Below are 19,900 nucleotides of genomic sequence, written 5' to 3'. Positions count from 1 at the left end.
ACGAAGAACTTTGAACAATGGCCACTATCCACGTAGACGGCAAAGCGCTCGAAGTCAACGGTGCAGACAACCTGTTACAGGCGTGTCTGTCGCTCGGCCTCGACATCCCTTATTTCTGCTGGCACCCGGCGCTTGGTAGCGTCGGCGCCTGTCGGCAGTGTGCGGTCAAGCAGTACACCGACGAGAACGACACCCGTGGTCGTATCGTCATGTCCTGCATGACCCCTGCCTCCGACGGCACCTGGATTTCCATCGACGATGACGAGTCCAAGGCGTTCCGCGCCAGCGTCGTCGAATGGCTGATGACCAACCACCCGCACGACTGCCCGGTGTGCGAGGAAGGCGGTCACTGCCACCTGCAAGACATGACGGTGATGACCGGCCACAACGAGCGCCGCTACCGTTTCACCAAGCGTACCCACCAGAACCAGGACCTTGGCCCGTTCATCGCCCATGAGATGAACCGCTGCATCGCCTGCTACCGCTGCGTGCGCTACTACAAGGACTATGCCGGTGGTACCGACCTGGGCGTGTACGGCGCCCACGACAACGTGTACTTCGGCCGCGTCGAAGACGGCGTGCTGGAAAGCGAGTTCTCCGGCAACCTGACCGAGGTCTGCCCGACCGGCGTGTTCACCGACAAGACCCACTCCGAGCGCTACAACCGCAAGTGGGACATGCAGTTCGCCCCAAGCATCTGCCATGGCTGCTCCAGCGGCTGCAACATCAGCCCGGGCGAGCGCTACGGCGAGCTGCGTCGCATCGAGAACCGCTTCAACGGTTCGGTCAACCAGTACTTCCTGTGCGACCGCGGCCGCTTCGGCTATGGCTATGTCAACCGCAAGGACCGCCCGCGCCAGCCACACCTGGCCGACGGCACCAAGCTGGGCCTGGACGCTGCGCTGGACAAGGCCGCCGACCTGCTGCGCGGCCGCACCATCGTCGGTATCGGCTCGCCACGCGCCAGCCTCGAAAGCAACTACGGCCTGCGTGAGCTGGTCGGCGCCGACTACTTCTACTCCGGCATGGAAGCAGGCGAACTGGCCCGCGTCCGCCTGGTCCTGGACGTGCTGAACAACAGCCCGCTGCCAGTACCGACCCTGCGCGACATCGAAGACCACGACGCCGTGTTCGTGCTCGGTGAAGACCTGACCCAGACCGCTGCCCGGGTTGCCCTGGCCGTACGCCAGGCCACCAAGGGCAAGGCCGAGGCCATGGCCGAAGCGATGAAGGTTCAACCGTGGCTCGACGCCGCCGTGAAGAACATCGGCCAGCACGCGCTGTACCCGCTGTTCATTGCCTCGCTGGCTGAAACCAAGCTGGACGACGTTGCCGAGGAATGCGTGCATGCCGCCCCGGCGGACCTGGCCCGCATCGGTTTCGCCGTGGCCCACGCCATCGATCCGAGCGCACCGGCAGTCGCCGGCCTGGACGACGAAGCCAAGGCCCTGGCCCAACGCATCGCCGATGCCTTGGTCACCGCCAAGCGCCCACTGGTCGTGGCCGGTACTTCGCTGGCCGACCCGGCACTGATCGAAGCTGCCGCCAACATCGCCAAGGCCCTGAAGCTGCGCGAGAAGAACGGTTCGCTGAGCCTGGTGGTACCTGAGGCCAACAGCCTCGGCATGGCCATGATGGGTGGCGAGTCGGTCGATGCCGCACTGGATGCCGTCATCAGCGGCAAGGCCGACGCCATCGTCGTGCTGGAGAACGACCTGTACGCCCGCGTACCGGCCGCCAAGGTCGATGCTGCCCTGGCTGCGGCCAAGGTGGTGATCGTCGCCGACCACTCCAAGACCGCCACTGTCGACCGCGCCCACCTGGTGCTGCCGGCCGCATCCTTCGCCGAAGGCGACGGTACCCTGGTCAGCCAGGAAGGCCGCGCCCAGCGCTTCTTCCAGGTGTTCGACCCGCAGTACCTGGACAGCAGCATCCTGGTTCACGAAGGCTGGCGCTGGATGCACGCCCTGCGTGCCACCCTGCTCAACAAGCCGGTCGACTGGACCCAGCTGGACCACGTCACCAGTGCCTGCGCCGAAGCCGCCCCGCAACTGGCCGGCATCGTCAACGCCGCGCCGAGCGCCGCGTTCCGCATCAAGGGCATGAAGCTGGCCCGTGAGCCGCTGCGCTACTCCGGCCGTACTGCCATGCGCGCCAACATCAGCGTGCACGAGCCGCGTACCCCGCAGGACAAGGACACCGCGTTCGCCTTCTCCATGGAAGGCTATTCGGGTTCGGCCGAACCGCGTCAGCAGGTGCCGTTCGCCTGGTCGCCAGGCTGGAACTCGCCGCAAGCCTGGAACAAGTTTCAGGACGAGGTCGGTGGTCACCTGCGTGCCGGTGACCCTGGCGTGCGCCTGATCGAATCGCAAGGCGATCGCCTGAACTGGTTCACCGCCATCCCTGGCGCGTTCAACCCGGCCCGTGGGACCTGGACTGCGGTACCGTTCTTCCATCTGTTCGGCAGCGAAGAGAGTTCTTCGCGCGCAACCCCGGTGCAAGAGCGCATCCCGTCCGCCTACGTGGCGCTGGCCAAGTCCGAAGCCGACCGCCTGGGGGTCAACGACGGCGCCCTGCTGAGCCTGAACGTCGCAGGCGTGGCGCTGCGCCTGCCGCTGCGCATCAATGAAGAACTGGGCGCTGGCCTGGTTGCCCTGCCCAAAGGCCTGGCCGGCATCCCGCCGGCCATCTTCGGTGCATCCGTCGAAGGTCTGCAGGAGGCAGCACAATGAGCTGGTTCACCCCCGAAGTGATCGATGTGATCCTCACCGTGGTCCGGGCCATCGTGGTCCTGCTCGCGGTGGTGGTGTGCGGCGCGCTGCTCAGCTTCGTCGAGCGCCGCCTGCTGGGCTGGTGGCAGGACCGTTACGGTCCGAACCGTGTCGGCCCGTTCGGCATGTTCCAGATCGCTGCCGACATGCTGAAGATGTTCTTCAAGGAAGACTGGAACCCGCCCTTCGTCGATCGCATGATCTTCACCCTGGCGCCAGTGGTGGCCATGAGCGCCCTGCTGATCGCCTTCTGCGTGATCCCGATCACCCCGCTGTGGGGCGTCGCCGACCTGAACATCGGCCTGCTGTTCTTCTTCGCCATGGCCGGCCTGTCGGTCTACGCGGTGCTGTTCGCCGGCTGGTCGTCGAACAACAAGTACGCCCTGCTGGGCAGCTTGCGTGCCTCGGCACAGACCGTGTCGTACGAGGTGTTCCTGGGCCTGGCGCTGATGGGCGTGGTGGTGCAGGTGGGCTCGTTCAACATGCGCGACATCGTTGAATACCAGGCTCAGAACCTGTGGTTCATCATTCCGCAGTTCTTCGGCTTCTGCACCTTCTTCATCGCTGGCGTCGCCGTGACCCACCGTCACCCGTTCGACCAGCCGGAAGCGGAACAGGAACTGGCCGACGGCTACCACATCGAGTATGCCGGCATGAAATGGGGCATGTTCTTCGTCGGTGAGTACATCGGCATCATCCTCATCTCGGCGCTGCTGGTGACCCTGTTCTTCGGCGGCTGGCACGGCCCGTTCGGCATCCTGCCGCAACTGTCGTTCCTGTGGTTCGCCCTGAAGACTGCGTTCTTCATCATGCTGTTCATCCTGCTGCGCGCTTCGATCCCGCGCCCACGCTATGACCAGGTGATGGACTTCAGCTGGAAGTTCTGCCTGCCGCTGACCCTGATCAATTTGCTGGTGACCGCTGCGATCGTGCTCTACAACACGCCAGCCGTCGCGGCCCAGTGAGGATTTGACCCATGTTCAAGTATATCGGCGACATCGTTAAGGGCACCGGCACCCAGCTGCGCAGCCTGGCAATGGTGTTCTCCCACGGGTTCCGCAAGCGCGACACCCTGCAGTACCCCGAAGAACCCGTGTACCTGCCGCCGCGCTACCGCGGCCGCATCGTCCTCACCCGCGACCCCGATGGCGAGGAGCGCTGCGTAGCGTGCAACCTCTGCGCGGTGGCCTGCCCGGTCGGCTGCATTTCGCTGCAGAAGGCCGAGACCGAGGACGGCCGCTGGTACCCGGAGTTCTTCCGCATCAACTTCTCGCGCTGCATCTTCTGTGGCCTGTGTGAAGAAGCGTGCCCGACCACCGCGATCCAGCTGACTCCGGATTTCGAAATGGCCGAGTTCAAGCGTCAGGACCTGGTGTACGAGAAAGAAGATCTGCTGATCTCCGGCCCCGGCAAGAACCCTGACTACAACTTCTACCGTGTTGCGGGTATGGCGATCGCTGGCAAGCCGAAGGGCGCTGCGCAGAACGAAGCCGAGCCGATCAACGTGAAGAGCTTGCTCCCATAAGGACAGAAAGATGGAATTCGCTTTCTACTTCGCATCCGGGATCGCCGTGGTCTCCACCCTCCGGGTGGTGACGGGCACCAACCCCGTGCACGCCCTGCTTTACCTGATCATCTCGCTGATCTCCGTCGCGATGATCTTCTTCGCCCTGGGCGCGCCGTTTGCCGGCGCCCTGGAAGTGATCGCCTACGCTGGCGCCATCATGGTGCTGTTCGTCTTCGTGGTGATGATGCTCAACCTCGGGCCAGCTTCGGTCGCCCAGGAACGGGGCTGGCTCAAGCCCGGCATCTGGGCCGGGCCGGTGATCCTGGCCGCCCTGCTGCTGCTGGAGCTGCTGTACGTGCTGTTCGTCGCGCCGAGCGGCGCGGCCATCAGCGGTACCACCGTCGGCGCGAAAGAAGTGGGTATCAGCCTGTTCGGCCCGTACCTGCTGGTGGTCGAACTGGCCTCGATGCTGCTGCTCGCTGCTGCCGTCACCGCCTTCCACCTGGGTCGCAACGAGGCGAAGGAGTAAATCATGGGTGCTATCCCTCTCGAACATGGTCTGGCAGTCGCCGGCATCCTGTTCTGCTTAGGTCTGGTTGGCCTGATGGTCCGCCGCAACATCCTCTTCGTGCTCATGAGCCTGGAAGTCATGATGAACGCCTCTGCCCTGGCGTTCATCGTCGCCGGTGCCCGTTGGGTCCAGCCCGACGGCCAGGTGATGTTCATTCTGGTGATCAGCCTGGCAGCCGCCGAGGCCAGCATTGGCCTGGCGATCCTGCTGCAGCTGTATCGCCGCTTCCACACTCTCGACATCGATGCTGCCAGTGAGATGCGCGGATGAACCTTCTCTTCCTGACTTTCGTCTTCCCCCTAGTCGGCTTCCTGCTGCTGTCGTTCTCGCGCGGGCGGTTCTCGGAGAACCTGTCCGCCCTGATCGGCGTCGGCTCGGTGGGCCTGTCGGCCGCCACCGCCGCCTACGTCATCTGGCAGTTCAACGTCGCCCCGCCTGAGGGTGGCGCCTACAGCCAGCTGCTCTGGCAGTGGATGTCGGTGGACGGCTTCGCGCCGAACTTCACCCTGTACCTGGACGGCCTGTCGGTCACCATGCTCGGCGTGGTCACCGGTGTCGGCTTCCTGATCCACCTGTTCGCCTCCTGGTACATGCGTGGCGAAGCCGGCTACTCGCGCTTCTTCTCGTACACCAACCTGTTCATCGCCAGCATGCTGTTCCTGATCCTCGGCGATAACCTGCTGTTCATCTACTTCGGCTGGGAAGGCGTGGGCCTGTGCTCGTACCTGTTGATCGGTTTCTACTACAGCAACCGCAACAACGGTAATGCGGCACTCAAGGCGTTCATCGTCACCCGTATCGGCGACGTGTTCATGGCCATCGGCCTGTTCATCCTGTTCGCCCAGCTGGGTACCCTGAACGTGCAGGAACTGCTGGTGCTGGCACCGCAGAAATTCCAGGCTGGCGACACCTGGATGGTCCTGGCGACCCTGATGCTGCTGGGTGGCGCGGTCGGTAAATCGGCCCAGCTGCCGCTGCAGACCTGGCTGGCCGACGCGATGGCGGGCCCGACCCCGGTTTCGGCACTGATCCACGCGGCAACCATGGTGACCGCGGGCGTGTACCTGATCGCCCGTACCAACGGTCTGTTCCTGCTGGCGCCGGACATCCTGCACCTGGTAGGCGTGGTAGGTGGCGTGACCCTGGTACTGGCCGGCTTCGCCGCGCTGGTGCAAACCGACATCAAGCGTATCCTCGCCTACTCGACCATGAGCCAGATCGGCTACATGTTCCTCGCCCTGGGCGTGGGCGCCTGGGACGCGGCGATCTTCCACCTGATGACCCACGCCTTCTTCAAGGCCCTGCTGTTCCTGGCCTCCGGTGCGGTAATCGTTGCCTGCCACCACGAGCAGAACATCTTCAAGATGGGCGGCCTGTGGAAGAAGCTGCCACTGGCCTATGCCAGCTTCGTGGTCGGTGGCGCTGCCCTGGCAGCCTTGCCGATCGTGACCGTGGGCTTCTACTCCAAGGACGAGATCCTCTGGGAAGCCTTCGCCAGCGGTAACACCGGCCTGCTGTACGCCGGCCTGGTCGGTGCGTTCATGACCTCGCTGTATACCTTCCGCCTGATCTTCATCGCCTTCCACGGTGAAGCCAAGACCGAAGCCCACGCTGGCCACGGCATCAGTCACTGGTTGCCGCTGGGCGTGCTGATCGTGCTGTCGACCTTCGTCGGCGCCTGGATCACCCCGCCGCTGGCCGGTGTACTGCCAGAAAGCGCCGGCCATGCCGGTGGCGAAGCCAAGCACGCGCTGGAGATCACCTCGGGTGCCATCGCCATCGCCGGCATCCTGCTGTCGGCCCTGCTGTTCCTGGGCAAGCGCAGCTTCGTCAGCGCGGTCGCCAACAGCGGCATCGGTCGGGTGCTGTCGGCCTGGTGGTTCGCTGCCTGGGGCTTCGACTGGATCTACGACAAGCTGTTCGTCAAACCTTACCTGCTGATCAGCCACGTCCTGCGCAAGGATCCGGTTGACCGCAGCATCGGCCTGATCCCGCGCCTGGCTCGCGGCGGCAACGTCGCCATGAGCAAGACCGAGACTGGCCAGCTGCGCTGGTACACCGCTTCGATCGCCGTTGGCGCAGTGCTGGTACTCGGCGCTGTGGTAGTGGCAGCGGTATGACCATGAACTTTGCGAACCTTGCGACTCTGCGAAAGGAAACCAACCCGTCATGATTTTGCCTTGGCTGATCCTGATCCCCTTCATCGGCGGCCTCCTGTGCTGGCTGGGTGAGCGCTTCGGCGCCACCCTGCCGCGCTGGATCGCGCTGCTGACCATGTCCCTGCTGCTCGGCATCGGCCTGTACCTGTGGGCCAACGGCGACTACACCCTGGCGCCCGCCCCGGGTGGCGAGCCTGCCTGGGCCCTGGAATACAAAGTCCAGTGGATCCAGCGCTTCGGCATCAGTATCCACCTGGCCCTCGATGGCCTGTCGCTGCTGATGATCCTGCTCACCGGCCTGCTCGGTGTGCTGTCGGTGCTGTGCTCCTGGAAAGAGATCCAGCGCCACGTCGGCTTCTTCCACCTCAACCTGATGTGGATCCTCGGCGGCGTGGTCGGTGTGTTCCTGGCCCTGGACCTGTTCCTGTTCTTCTTCTTCTGGGAAATGATGCTGGTGCCGATGTACTTCCTCATCGCGCTCTGGGGTCACAGCTCGGCAGATGGCAAGAAGACCCGGATCTACGCGGCGACCAAGTTCTTCATCTTCACCCAGGCCAGTGGCCTGATCATGCTGGTGGCGATCCTGGGCCTGGTGCTGGTCAACTACAGCAACACCGGCGTGATCACCTTCAACTACAGCGACCTGCTCAAGGCCGAGCTGCCGGCCGGTACCGAGTACCTGCTGATGCTGGGCTTCTTCATCGCCTTCGCGGTGAAGCTGCCGGTGGTGCCGTTCCACTCCTGGCTGCCTGACGCTCACGCCCAGGCGCCGACCGCAGGTTCCGTAGACCTGGCCGGTATCTTGCTGAAGACCGCGGCCTATGGCCTGCTGCGCTTCGCCCTGCCGCTGTTCCCGAACGCCTCGGCCGAGTTTGCGCCGATCGCCATGACCCTGGGCCTGATCGGTATCTTCTACGGTGCCTTCCTGGCCTTCGCGCAGACCGACATCAAGCGCCTGATCGCCTTCTCCAGCGTTTCGCACATGGGCTTCGTGCTGATCGGTATCTACTCCGGCAGCCAGCAGGCCCTGCAAGGCGCGGTGATCCAGATGCTGGCCCACGGCCTGTCGGCTGCCGCGCTGTTCATCCTGTCCGGCCAGCTGTACGAGCGCCTGCACACCCGTGACATGCGCCAGATGGGCGGCCTGTGGCACCGCATTGCCTACCTGCCAGCCATCAGCCTGTTCTTCGCCGCCGCGTCGCTGGGCCTGCCAGGTACCGGTAACTTCGTCGGCGAGTTCCTGATCCTGATCGGCAGCTTCGTGCATGTACCGTGGATCACCGTGATCGCCACCACCGGCCTGGTATTCGGTTCGGTGTACTCGCTGATCATGATCCACCGCGCCTACTTCGGCCCGGCCAAGGCCGACACCGTGCTGGCCGGCATGGACGGTCGCGAGCTGGTCATGGTGCTGGGCCTGGCGGTACTGCTGATCCTGCTGGGCGTGTATCCGCAGCCGTTCCTCGACACCTCTGCCGCCACCATGTCCGGCGTGCAGCAGTGGCTCGGTTCCGCTTTCACTCAACTCGCTTCGGCCCGGTAAGAGCGCTATGGAATTCACCACTCAACACTTCATCGCATTGGCGCCGATGCTGATCACCACCATCACCACCGTGGTGGTGATGCTGGCGATCGCCTGGAAGCGCAACCACTCGCAGACCTTCCTGCTGTCTACCGTAGGCCTGAACCTGGCCCTGCTGTCGATCCTGCCGGCACTGAAAGTCGCGCCCTTGGCGGTGACCTCGCTGGTCACCATCGACAAGTTCGCCTGCCTGTACATGGCGATCATCCTGGTGGCCACGCTGGCTTGCGTCACCCTCGCCCACGCCTACCTCGGCGAAGGGTCCAAGGGTTTCCCGGGCAACCGTGAAGAGCTGTACCTGCTGCTGCTGATGTCTGCCCTCGGTGGCCTGGTGCTGGTCAGCGCCAACCACCTGGCCGGCCTGTTCATCGGCCTGGAGCTGCTGTCGGTACCGGTCTATGGCCTGGTGGCATACGCCTTCTTCAACAAGCGTTCGCTGGAAGCTGGCATCAAGTACATGGTGCTGTCGGCCGCAGGCTCCGCCTTCCTGCTGTTCGGCATGGCCCTGCTGTACGCCGACGCTGGCAGCCTGACCTTCGACCAGCTGGGCAAGGCCCTGGCCGCCACCAGCATGCCAAGCCTGCTGGCCCAGCTGGGCCTGGGCATGATGCTGGTCGGCCTGGCCTTCAAGCTGTCGCTGGTACCGTTCCACCTGTGGACCCCGGACGTGTACGAAGGCGCCCCGGCGCCGGTCGCCGCGTTCCTCGCCACCGCCAGCAAGGTTGCGGTATTCGCCGTGGTCGTGCGTCTGTTCATGCTCTCCCCTGCTGCCAGCAGCGGCGTGCTGAGCACCGTCCTGGCCGTGATCGCGGTAGCGTCGATCCTGATCGGTAACCTGCTGGCACTGACCCAGAGCAACCTCAAGCGCCTGCTCGGTTACTCGTCCATCGCCCACTTCGGCTACCTGGTCATCGCCCTGGTCGCCAGCAAGGGCCTGGCCCTGGAAGCCATGGGCGTGTACCTGGTCACCTACGTGATCACCAGCCTCGGTGCCTTCGGTGTCATCACCTTGATGTCGTCGCCTTACGCCGGCCGTGACGCCGACGCCCTGTACGAGTACCGCGGCCTGTTCTGGCGCCGCCCGTACCTGACCGCGGTGCTGACCGTGATGATGCTGTCGCTGGCGGGTATCCCGCTGACCGCTGGCTTCATCGGCAAGTTCTACATCATCGCCACCGGCGTCGAATCGCAGCTGTGGTGGTTGGTCGGTGCGCTGGTGATCGGTAGCGCCATCGGTGTCTACTACTATCTGCGCGTCATGGTCACCCTGTACCTGGTCGAGCCCAACCTGCGTCGCCACGACGCCCCGCTGAAGTGGGAACAGCGCACAGGTGGCGTGATGCTGCTGGCCATCGCCATCCTCGCCTTCGTCCTCGGTGTATACCCGCAGCCTCTGTTGGACATGGTCCAGCACGCCGGCCTGCAACTGCTGGGCTGATCACTCGGCAATACGCAAAACCCCGCCTCGGCGGGGTTTTTCTTTTTCAAAGGTTACACAACGAAAGCTGTGCTTCGTCTGACACTTGCAGCGTCAGAATCCCGCTTATCGATCTGGAACCCCTGAAATGCGCCCCACCCTCCCCCTTTCGCTGCTGGCCCTGCTGGTCACCAGCGCCGCCCAGGCCGCTGGCAGTATCGAACTCGACCAGGTACTGATCGAAGATCGGCAACAGACCGAACTGGAGACTGCCGCCGAGCGTCTGCGTGAGATCCCAGGCGCCAGCAACCTGGTCGACATGGACAAGGTGGGGCAAGGACGGGTGGCCAGCAATCAGGACGTGCTGGCCTATCAACCTGGCGTGTTCGCCCAGTCCGCGGGTAACGATGGCATCAAGTTGTCGATCCGCGGCTCGGGCATCAACCGTGCGCCTGGAGCCCATGGCTCCGGGGTCTACACGATGTTCGACGGCCTGCCGCTGACAGGCCCGGGCGGTACGCCCTACGAGCTGTTCGAACCCCTGTGGCTGAGCCGTGCCGAAGTACTGCGCGGGGCCAACGGTTTCGATCAAGGCTCGCTGGCCCTGGGCGGGGCCGTCAACTATGTGACCCATACCGGTTACGACGCCGCGCCGCTGCAGGTGCGATACGAGGTCGGCAGCCGAGGCTACCAGCACCGGCAGATCAGTTCCGGGCAAGTACTGGGCAACCTCGATTATTACGTGGCCCTGACCGACTCGGAGTACGACGGCTATCAGGACCACAGCAGCGGCAGCTCGAAAGGCATTGCCGCCAATGTCGGCTACCGCTTCAACCCGAACCTGGAAACGCGCTTCTACCTGCGCTACCGGGAAACCGAAAACGAACTGGCCGGGCGCCTGACCAAGGACCAGATCAGACATGACCCTCGCGCTGCCAACCCAGGCTATCTGTCGCGCAACGACAGCCGCCCGCAACCGGGCAGCACCTGGGTGGGCAACAAGACCACCTTCTTCCTCGACGACGATTCGCGGCTGGAGGCCGGGCTGGTCTATCACGACTACCCGATGGACCTGCGCGAGGGCGCCATGCGCCTGAAGGTGGCCTACACCGATGTCAGTGGCACGCTGAACTACTTCCGGCGTGACACCCTGCTTGGCCATGAGAGCAAGACCACCGTTGGCTGGCGCACCACCAAGCACCTGCCCAACAGTGGCGCCTCGCAATTCTCCCGGGTCAATGACGTGGTCGGCGCGCGCACGCGTGACTTCACCTACCAGGGTTCGGACACCGTGCTGCACCTTGGCAATGATCTGGAACTGGTCCCCAACCTGTGGCTGACCACGGGACTTGCGGTGATCTATACCCGCCGTGAAAGCGATGTGACATACCCCGCCGATGGCGGCAAAGTCAGCCAGCATGACTGGGACTATGCCCCGCGTGTGGGCCTGCGTTACGACATTCGCCCGGACCTGCAGGTTTACGGCAATCTCAGCCGCTCGGTCGAACCGCCTCACCCATGGTCGCTGATCTGGAGCGCACCCACCAAGTTCCAGCCCATCGAGATGCAGAACCAGACCGCAACCACGCTGGAGCTCGGCGCCCGCGGTGAATCACTGCTCGGCCGCTGGGACCTGGCCTGGTACTACGCCCAGGTGCGTCACGAACTGCTGGCAGTGGAGCTGGCCCCAGGCATCACTGGCGAATACAACGCCAGCCCCACCGTACACCAAGGCGTCGAAGCCGGCCTGGACAGCCTCCTCTGGGAGCAACCCGGCACGGGCAAGCTGAGCCTGCGCCAGGCCTACACCTTCAGCGACTTCCACTACCGCGACGACGACAAATTCGGCGACAACCGCCTACCTGGCATCCCCATGCACTTCTACCAGGCGGAACTGCGCTACGACTGGCCGAGCGGGTTCTACGCCGGGGTCAACACGCAGATGGCGTCGAAAGTCCAAGTCGACTACGCCAACAGCTACCACGCCGACGCCTACGCCTTGTTCGGCGCTCGCCTGGGCTGGGATTCACCGAAGCAGGACTGGCAGACCTGGCTGGACCTGCGCAACCTGACCAACCAACGCTACGCGGCGACCGTAACGCCGGGGTACAACGATGCCGGCAAGGACGTTGCCCGCTCGACACCGGGCGAAGGCTTCGGCGTGTATGCCGGGGTTTCGTACAGCTTCCGCTGATACCGTCTCAGGACGGTAACTGCACCTGCGGCTTGGCCGCAGCGAAGATCGCCCAGCTGGAAACGAACAACGCCGCAATCAACGGCCCGATCACGAAGCCGTTGAGCCCGAATACCGCGAGCCCGCCCAGGGTGGACACCAGGATCAGGTAATCGGGCATCCGCGTGTCCTTGCCCACCAGGATCGGCCGCAGCAGATTGTCCACCAGGCCGATCACCAGCACGCCGAACGCGGTCAGGATCAACCCTGGCAGAATCGCCCCGGTCAACAGGAAGTAGGCTGCCACCGGCGCCCAGACAATCCCCGCGCCGACCGCTGGCAATAGCGACAGGAATGCCATCAGTACTGCCCAGACCAACGCACTGGGGATATCCAGCACCCAGAAGATCAAACCACCCAGCGCACCCTGGGTGATGGCCACCAGCACATTGCCCTTGACCGTAGCCCTTACCACCCGGTTGAACTTCAACTGCAGGCGGCGCTTCTGGTGTTCCGGCAACGGCACGGCCAGGCGCACCCGGCGCGCCACGTCGGCCCCCTCGCGCAGGAAGAAGAACAACAGGTACATCATGATGCCGAAGCTCACCACAAACTCGAAGGTGCCCTGGCCAAAGTTGAATGCCTGGCTGGCCAGCACCTGGCTGCCCTGGGTGGCCCATTTGGTGATCTTGTCACGCAGCCCGTCCAGGTTGCCCATGCCCATGCGGTCCAGACCGTGTTGGGCAAAGGCCGGGAGCATGTCCTTGCCGCGCTCGACGTAGCCGGCGATGTCCAGCTGCCCACTCTCGATTCGCTGGTACAGGGTGGCGCCTTCCTGCACCAGCAAGGCGCTGGTGATGATCACTGGCAGCACGGCCACCAGCAGGCACACCAGCACGGTACAGGCCGCCGCCAGGTTGCGTCGGCGGCCTAAGCGGATCAGCAGGTGACGCTGCAACGGTGCGAACAGGATGCCGAGAATCACGGCCCAGAAGATGGCGCCGTAATACGGCAGCAGGATCCACACGAAGGCGATGGTCACCAGGGTCAGGAGTACGGCCAGGGCTTTGTTCTGCAGGGCGTCTTGGTTCATGGCAACTCCTCAGGGGTCATGGTCATTAGTGCACACCACCTGGGCAAAAGTGCCACCCTGCCGTTGATTCAAATCAATACCACGGCCCCGGCCAGCCGCTAGCATCCGCGCCTTTGCCCCGGTGCGCCCATGACCCTACCTGCCAAGCCCGAACTGCTTGCCCCCGCCGGCAGCCTCAAGACCATGCGCTATGCCTTCGCCTACGGTGCCGATGCGGTCTACGCCGGCCAGCCGCGTTACAGCCTGAGGGTGCGCAACAACGAATTCGACCACGCCAACCTGGCGCTGGGCATCAACGAAGCGCATGCCCAGGGCAAGCGCTTCTACGTGGTGGTCAACATAGCGCCGCACAATGCCAAGTTGAAGACCTTCCTCAAGGACCTGGCACCGGTGATCGAGATGGCGCCCGATGCGCTCATCATGTCCGACCCCGGGCTGATCATGCTGGTGCGCCAGCATTTTCCGCAGATGCCGGTGCACCTGTCGGTGCAGGCCAATACGGTCAACTGGGCCAGCGTGCAGTTCTGGCAGCAGATGGGCCTGAGCCGGGTGATCCTGTCGCGTGAACTGTCGCTGGAGGAGATCGAGGAAATCCGCCAGCAGGTACCGGCCATGGAGCTGGAAGTGTTCGTCCACGGCGCACTGTGCATGGCCTACTCCGGTCGCTGCCTGCTGTCCGGTTACCTGAACAAGCGCGATGCCAACCAGGGCACTTGCACCAATGCCTGCCGCTGGAAATACCAGGCCACCCCAGCCACGGAAAACGCCACCGGCGACATCGTCCGAGAGGTCGAGCCGACCCTGGGCCTGGGCGCGCCCACCCAGCAGGTGTTCCTGTTGCAGGAGAGCAATCGCCCAGGCAGCGAGATGCCGACCTTCGAGGACGAGCATGGCACCTACATCATGAATGCCAAGGACCTGCGCGCCATCCAGCACGTCGAGCGCCTGGCGGCCATGGGTGTGCACTCGCTGAAGATCGAAGGGCGGACCAAGAGTCACTTCTACTGCGCCCGGGCCGTGCAGTCCTACCGCAAGGCCATCGACGACGCGGCAGCCGGTAGGCCGTTCGACATGGCCTTGATGGACAACCTCGAATCGCTGGCCCAGCGCGGCTATACCGAAGGCTTCCTGCGCCGCCATGTACACGACGAATACCAGAACTACCTGCGCGGCAACTCGCTGTCTGAGCGCCAGCAGTTCGTCGGCGAGCTGACGGGCTTGCGCGTCGATGGCCTGGCCGAGGTCAAGGTCAAGAACCGCTTCGCTTTGGGTGACCACCTGGAGTTGATGACCCCGCGTGGCAACTACCACTTCGACCTGCACCGCCTGTTCGACCGCCAACAGCACGCCATCGAAGTTGCGCCCGGCGACGGCCATGTGGTGTACCTGCCGATTCCCGAGCAGGTTGCGCTGGAGTACGGCCTGCTGATGCGCGACCTGGGCGATGCCGAACAGGCTGCCTGACAAGGCTGTAACCTGCGCCTCAGCCAGCTGACAGGCGCAAACGGCGAGGATCGTGTCTCCCCCGCACGAGACCACGCCATGTTGCGCAACCCTACCCGCCGCACCTTCGTCAAAGGCCTGGGCGCTGCCACCACACTGGCCGGACTGGGCCTGTGGCGGCCGCTGGCCCAGGCCAGCGATGGCCGCGAACTGGCCGGCCAGCACTTCGAGCTGTTCATTGGCCAGACGCCGGTCAATATCACTGGCCGGCCACGCACCGCGCTGACCATCAATGGCAGCCTGCCCGGCCCGCTGCTGCGCTGGCGCGAAGGCGACACGGTGACCCTGCGCGTGCGCAACCGCCTCGACCAGGACACCTCGATCCACTGGCACGGCATCCTCCTGCCGGCCAACATGGATGGCGTACCGGGGCTGAGCTTCGCCGGCATCGCGCCGGGTGGCGATTACCTGTACCGGTTTACCCTGCGTCAGAGCGGCACCTACTGGTACCACAGCCATTCCGGCCTGCAGGAACAGGCTGGGGTGTATGGCGCGATCGTCATCGAACCACGCGAGCCCGAGCCGCATGCCTACCAGCGCGACCATGTGCTGCTGTTCAGCGACTGGTCCGACCAACCACCCGAAGCGTTGCTGGCAACCCTGAAGAAACAGTCCGACGCCTTCAACTACCACAAGCGCACACTCGGCGACTTTTTCACCGATGTTGCCGACAACGGTTGGGGCGCTACCGTCGACGAACGCCTGGCCTGGGCGCGCATGCGCATGAGCCCGACCGATCTGGCCGACATCAGCGCCGCCAGCTACACCTACCTGCTCAACGGCCAACCCCCTGACGGCAACTTCACCTGCCTGTTCCAGCCCGGCGAAACCGTGCGCCTGCGCCTGATCAATGCGTCGGCCATGACCTATTTCGATTTCCGCATTCCGGGCCTCACGCTGACCGTGATCGCCGCCGACGGCCTGCCGGTGACGCCGGTGACCGTGGACGAGATTCGCATCGCGGTGGCCGAAACCTACGACGTGCTGGTGACCGTCGGCGACCTGCCCGCCTACACCCTCTTCGCCCAGAGCATGGACCGCAGCGGTTACGCCCGCGGTACCCTGGCACGTGCCAACGGTCTGCAGGCAGCGGTGCCCGCGCCTGACCCGCGCCCCGTGCTGAGCATGGCCGACATGGGCCACGGCAACATGGCTGCGATGGATCACGGCAACATGGCCGGCATGGACCACGCCAGCATGAGCGGCATGCAAGGCCACCCCACCAGCGAGGCCGGTAACCCGTTGGTGGACATGCAGACCATGGCCCCGCGCGCCAACCTGGCCGACCCTGGCATCGGCCTGCGTGACAACGGCCGCCGGGTGCTGACCTATGCCGACCTGCGCAGCCCCTACCCTGACCCGGACGGCCGCGAACCTTCACGGGATATCGAACTGCACCTGACAGGGCACATGGAGCGCTTCGCCTGGTCGTTCGACGGGGTCAAGTTCAGCGATGCCGCGCCGTTGCGCCTGGCCTACGGCGAGCGGGTGCGCATCACCCTGGTCAACGACACGATGATGACCCACCCCATCCACCTGCACGGCATGTGGAGCGATCTGGAGGACGAACACGGGCGCTTCCTGGTGCGCAAGCACACCGTCGACATCCCGCCCGGCAGCCGCCGCAGCTACCGCGTAACTGCCGACGCCCTGGGCCGCTGGGCCTACCACTGCCACCTGCTCTACCACATGGAGACCGGCATGTTCCGCGAGGTACGGGTCGATGAATGAGATCAGCAACCGGCGCCTGGTCACGGGCGTCGCCCTGGCCGCGCTGCTGGCCAGCGAACGGGCCACGGCCGCCAGCATGGAGCACATGGAACATGGCGTCATGCCGATGGACCACAGTCAAATGAACCACGGCACAGCCCCAAGCCAACCCCGCACACCGCTCCCCGTGCTGACCGACGCCGACCGCCAGGCCGCCTTCCCGCCCCTGCCTGGCCATCAGGTGCATGACCGCGCCGTCAACTGGGCGGTGATCGTCGATCAGCTGGAATATCAGGACTTCGAAAGCAGCAACGCCCTCAAGTGGAACGCCACGGCCTGGGTCGGTGGCGACATCGACCGCCTGTGGCTACGCACCGAGGGCGAACGGCAACAAGGCAATACCCACAAGGCAGAGTTGCAGGCGCTGTGGGGCCACGCGATCAGCCCCTGGTGGGAGTTGGTCGGCGGCCTGCGCCAGGACTTCAAGCCGGCCAGCGGGCAAACCTGGGCCGCCTTCGGCATCCAGGGCACCCCGCTGTATGGCCTGGAGCTGGAAGCCACCGCCTATGCCGGTGAGCGACAACAGAGCGCGCTGCGCCTGGAAGCTGCTTACGCTATCCTGCTGACCAACCGCTGGATCCTCGAGCCGAACCTGGAAGCCAACTTCTACGGCCGCAACGATACCGGCCACGAACAGGGCGCCGGGCTTGCCGACAGCGAGGTCGGCCTGCGCCTGCGCTACGAAATCAGCCGGGGCTTCGCGCCCTATGTCGGGGTAAGCTTCGAGCGCCTGCACGGCAACCGCGCCGACCAGGCCCGTGAAGACAGCGAAGACCTCGGCCAGACCCGTCTGGTGGCAGGCATACGCCTGCGTTTCTAAGGAGATGTTCCACCATGCTGCGTAAACACCTGATCACCTTCGGCCTGCTGGCCATCACCGGGCTTGCTCAGGCAGCCGAAACCATCGATGTCTATCGCGACCCCAACTGCGGCTGCTGCAAGGCCTGGATCAGCCACCTGCGCGACAACGGCTTCACCGTCAACGACCATGTCGAGCCGAACATGAGCGCCGTCAAACAGCGCCTGGGCGTGGCGCCGCGCCTGGCGTCGTGCCACACCGGGGTGATCGAGGGCAAGTTCGTCGAAGGCCATGTGCCCGCCGAACAGGTGCGCCTGCTGGCCCAGCGCAACGATCTCAAGGGCCTGGCCGTGCCAGGCATGCCCATGGGGTCGCCCGGCATGGAAATGGGTGACCACAAGGATGCCTACCAGGTCATCGGCGTGACCCAGGATGGCCAGGACACCGTGGTTGCCAGCTACTGATGCTGAGCCTTTGGGCGCTGTTTCTCAGCGCCTTCGGTGCCGCCACCCTGCTGCCGCTGCAATCGGAGGCAGTGCTGGTCGGCTTGTTGCTGCGTGAGCCCGACGCCTGGGTGACCTTGCTGCTGGTAGCCACCTTGGGCAATGTGCTCGGTTCGCTGGTCAACTGGCTGCTCGGCCGGGCCATCGAGCACCTGCGCGACCGGCGCTGGTTCCCGTTCAGCGCCAGCCAGCTGCAACGGGCGCAGCGGCGTTACCAGCGTTGGGGGCAATGGTCGCTGCTGCTGAGCTGGATGCCCGTGATCGGCGATCCGCTGACGCTGATTGCCGGCATCATGCGTGAACCATTCTGGCGTTTTCTGCTGCTGGTGACCCTGGCCAAGGGCGGGCGCTATATCGTCGTGGCGATGATTACCCTGGGCTGGTTTCATGCCTGGTAACACCTTTAACGTTTAAGGTGGTCCACTGACTGCTAAAGTCGCCAATTCCTACATGGTCCTACATGGAGTGCCCCAATGCTGCGCGCAACCGCCCTGGCCCTGGCCTGCCTCGTCGGCGCCCCGGCCATCGCTGCCGAATCGCCCACCTACGGCAAACAGCTCGAAGGCTTCAGCTACCCTCACCCCCTCCGGCATTTCGACTTCCAGTCCCAGGGCCAGCACCTGCAGATGGGCTACATGGATGTGCCAGCACAGGGCCAGGTCAATGGCCGCAGCGTGGTGCTGATGCACGGCAAGAACTTCTGCGCCGCCACCTGGGAGACCACCATCGACGCCTTGAGCCAGGCTGGCTACCGGGTCATCGCGCCGGACCAGATCGGCTTCTGCACTTCAAGCAAGCCGGCGCAGTACCAGTACAGTTTCCAGCAGCTGGCAGTGAACACCCATGCCCTGCTCGAACAACTGGGCGTCAAGCAGGCCATCGTGCTCGGCCACTCCACCGGCGGCATGCTCGCCACTCGCTATGCGCTGATGTACCCGCAGCAGGTCGAGCGCCTGGCGATGGTCAACCCGATCGGCCTCGAGGACTGGAAAGCACTCGGGGTGCCCTACCGCACGGTGGACCAGTGGTATGCCCGCGAGCTCAAGCTCGATGCCGAAGGCGTGCGCGAGTATGAACGCAAGACCTACTACGCGGGGCGCTGGAAGCCTGAATACGAGCGCTGGGTACAGATGCTGGCGGGCCTTAACAAGGGGCCGGGGCATGAGGCGGTGGCGTGGAACTCGGCGCTGATCTACGACATGATCTTCACCCAGCCGGTGTATCACGAGTTCAAGGACCTGAAGATGCCGACCCTGCTTCTCATCGGCGACCAGGACACCACGGCGATCGGCAGCGACATCGCCCCGCCTGAAGTAAAGGCCAAGCTGGGCAAGTACAAGGAACTCGGGCCGCACGTGGCCAAGCTGATTCCACAAGGCGAGCTGGTGATCTTCGAGGGCATGGGGCATGCGCCGCAGATCGAGGAGCCGCGGCGCTTCAACCGGACACTGGTGGAGTGGCTCGGGCGCTAACCCTTCCAGACCTGCGCTTCGCTCCAGCCGAGTTCGGCGAAGTCCAGGGCGCGCAGGTCGGCCTCCTCTTCACAGAAAAACTCATCCAGCTGCGGCGGCCGCACCGCTGTGTCACTGAGCATCGCATGCACCTGCCAACGGTGATGGATCTGGTGCTCGAACAAATGCGCCAGCAGGCGCAAGCGCTGTTCGCGCTGGATCCGCCCAGGCCGCACGATGCTCACGTAGCGCGCCAGCTGATCGTCCTGCAACTGCCTGCAATAGGCGATCAGCCGGTGGTCGGCCTGGGCCTGCTCGGCATGCAGGTCGGTACAGGTAGCAAACGGTTGCTCCGGCTCGAAAAAGCGCTCGCCGTCAGGGTTCGGCGTTTCACCGCGCTGTTCGCACTCAAGCATGTCCAGATAGAACCAGTCCACCGTCAGCAGATGGTTGAGGGTGGCCTTGATCGACGGGAAGAAACTGCAACGGGGGGCGATGAACTCGTCGTGGGTCAGCTGCAGGCAGGCTTTGTACAGGCGGTGGTTGGCCCAGCCATTGTTGTAGGCCTGGGTCAGCAGATGATGCGACAGCGGCTGCATGA

Annotated in this window: 17 protein-coding genes; 15 read left to right on the top strand and 2 right to left on the bottom strand. The window is 64.4% G+C overall.

The genetic code is table 11. From position 1 onward, the window contains the following. Positions 1–17: 17 nt before the first annotated feature. The 9 genes from nuoG to CQW31_RS19965 all read left to right on the top strand — a co-directional run bounded on the left by nuoG (position 18) and on the right by CQW31_RS19965 (position 12,201). Positions 18–2,732: an NADH-quinone oxidoreductase subunit NuoG gene (gene nuoG, locus CQW31_RS20005; RefSeq protein ID WP_099815220.1), complete on the top strand. Its 2,715-nt coding sequence runs from the start codon at positions 18–20 to the stop codon at positions 2,730–2,732. Next, positions 2,729–3,736, top strand: a complete 1,008-nt coding sequence (gene nuoH / locus CQW31_RS20000) for an NADH-quinone oxidoreductase subunit NuoH (RefSeq protein WP_054884882.1) — start codon at positions 2,729–2,731, stop codon at positions 3,734–3,736. The genes nuoG and nuoH overlap by 4 nt, the downstream gene beginning before the upstream one ends. A gap of 11 nt (positions 3,737–3,747) precedes the next feature. Next, complete coding sequence (gene nuoI, locus CQW31_RS19995) at positions 3,748–4,296, top strand: NADH-quinone oxidoreductase subunit NuoI (protein ID WP_016488223.1); 549 nt, start codon at positions 3,748–3,750, stop codon at positions 4,294–4,296. A 10-nt stretch (positions 4,297–4,306) separates the two neighbouring features. Further along, the gene (gene nuoJ, locus CQW31_RS19990; protein ID WP_054884881.1) at positions 4,307–4,807 is read left to right on the top strand and encodes an NADH-quinone oxidoreductase subunit J; all 501 of its coding nucleotides are present in this window, start codon (positions 4,307–4,309) and stop codon (positions 4,805–4,807) included. Positions 4,808–4,810: 3 nt separating this feature from the next. Then, complete coding sequence (gene nuoK, locus CQW31_RS19985; RefSeq protein WP_008096201.1) at positions 4,811–5,119, top strand: NADH-quinone oxidoreductase subunit NuoK; 309 nt, start codon at positions 4,811–4,813, stop codon at positions 5,117–5,119. Then, the gene (gene nuoL, locus CQW31_RS19980; protein WP_099815219.1) at positions 5,116–6,969 is read left to right on the top strand and encodes an NADH-quinone oxidoreductase subunit L; all 1,854 of its coding nucleotides are present in this window, start codon (positions 5,116–5,118) and stop codon (positions 6,967–6,969) included. The genes nuoK and nuoL overlap by 4 nt, the downstream gene beginning before the upstream one ends. 49 nt (positions 6,970–7,018) lie before the next feature. Further along, positions 7,019–8,551, top strand: a complete 1,533-nt coding sequence (nuoM, locus tag CQW31_RS19975) for an NADH-quinone oxidoreductase subunit M (protein ID WP_054884879.1) — start codon at positions 7,019–7,021, stop codon at positions 8,549–8,551. A gap of 7 nt (positions 8,552–8,558) precedes the next feature. Beyond that, positions 8,559–10,028 carry an NADH-quinone oxidoreductase subunit NuoN gene (gene nuoN, locus CQW31_RS19970; protein WP_054884878.1) on the top strand — a complete coding sequence of 490 codons (1,470 nt, stop codon included), beginning with the start codon at positions 8,559–8,561 and terminating at the stop codon, positions 10,026–10,028. 127 nt (positions 10,029–10,155) lie between these two features. Continuing rightward, on the top strand, positions 10,156–12,201 hold the full coding sequence (locus CQW31_RS19965) for a TonB-dependent receptor domain-containing protein (protein ID WP_099815218.1): 2,046 nt from the start codon (positions 10,156–10,158) through the stop codon (positions 12,199–12,201). A 7-nt stretch (positions 12,202–12,208) separates the two neighbouring features. Here CQW31_RS19965 and CQW31_RS19960 read toward each other — a convergent pair whose 3' ends face one another. After that, positions 12,209–13,273, bottom strand: coding sequence for an AI-2E family transporter (locus CQW31_RS19960; RefSeq protein ID WP_099815217.1), 1,065 nt, complete (start codon positions 13,271–13,273; stop codon positions 12,209–12,211). 129 nt (positions 13,274–13,402) lie between these two features. On the opposite strand from CQW31_RS19960, the gene yegQ reads away from it, so the two are divergent. The 6 genes from yegQ to CQW31_RS19930 all read left to right on the top strand — a co-directional run bounded on the left by yegQ (position 13,403) and on the right by CQW31_RS19930 (position 19,320). Beyond that, positions 13,403–14,737, top strand: coding sequence for a tRNA 5-hydroxyuridine modification protein YegQ (gene yegQ, locus CQW31_RS19955; protein ID WP_054884875.1), 1,335 nt, complete (start codon positions 13,403–13,405; stop codon positions 14,735–14,737). A 78-nt stretch (positions 14,738–14,815) separates the two neighbouring features. Next, positions 14,816–16,507: a copper resistance system multicopper oxidase gene (locus CQW31_RS19950; RefSeq protein WP_099815216.1), complete on the top strand. Its 1,692-nt coding sequence runs from the start codon at positions 14,816–14,818 to the stop codon at positions 16,505–16,507. Beyond that, positions 16,500–17,366: a copper resistance protein B gene (locus tag CQW31_RS19945; protein WP_099815215.1), complete on the top strand. Its 867-nt coding sequence runs from the start codon at positions 16,500–16,502 to the stop codon at positions 17,364–17,366. Before CQW31_RS19950 ends, CQW31_RS19945 begins: the two co-directional genes overlap by 8 nt. Positions 17,367–17,380: 14 nt before the next feature. After that, positions 17,381–17,809: a DUF411 domain-containing protein gene (locus tag CQW31_RS19940; protein WP_054884872.1), complete on the top strand. Its 429-nt coding sequence runs from the start codon at positions 17,381–17,383 to the stop codon at positions 17,807–17,809. Continuing rightward, the gene (locus CQW31_RS19935; RefSeq protein ID WP_099815214.1) at positions 17,809–18,246 is read left to right on the top strand and encodes a YqaA family protein; all 438 of its coding nucleotides are present in this window, start codon (positions 17,809–17,811) and stop codon (positions 18,244–18,246) included. Before CQW31_RS19940 ends, CQW31_RS19935 begins: the two co-directional genes overlap by 1 nt. Positions 18,247–18,321: 75 nt before the next feature. Continuing rightward, complete coding sequence (locus CQW31_RS19930; RefSeq protein ID WP_054884870.1) at positions 18,322–19,320, top strand: alpha/beta fold hydrolase; 999 nt, start codon at positions 18,322–18,324, stop codon at positions 19,318–19,320. Here the strand turns inward: CQW31_RS19930 and CQW31_RS19925 are convergent. After that, positions 19,317–19,898: a DinB family protein gene (locus CQW31_RS19925; RefSeq protein ID WP_099815213.1), complete on the bottom strand. Its 582-nt coding sequence runs from the start codon at positions 19,896–19,898 to the stop codon at positions 19,317–19,319. The genes CQW31_RS19930 and CQW31_RS19925 overlap by 4 nt on opposite strands. Positions 19,899–19,900 lie beyond the last annotated feature (2 nt).

It is taken from the genome of Pseudomonas sp. 382 (assembly GCF_002759075.1).
GTDB classification, from domain to species: domain Bacteria; phylum Pseudomonadota; class Gammaproteobacteria; order Pseudomonadales; family Pseudomonadaceae; genus Aquipseudomonas; species Aquipseudomonas vlassakiae.
The sequence above is the reverse complement of the archived record's forward strand: the minus strand, read 5'-3'. Positions and strand labels throughout refer to the sequence as shown.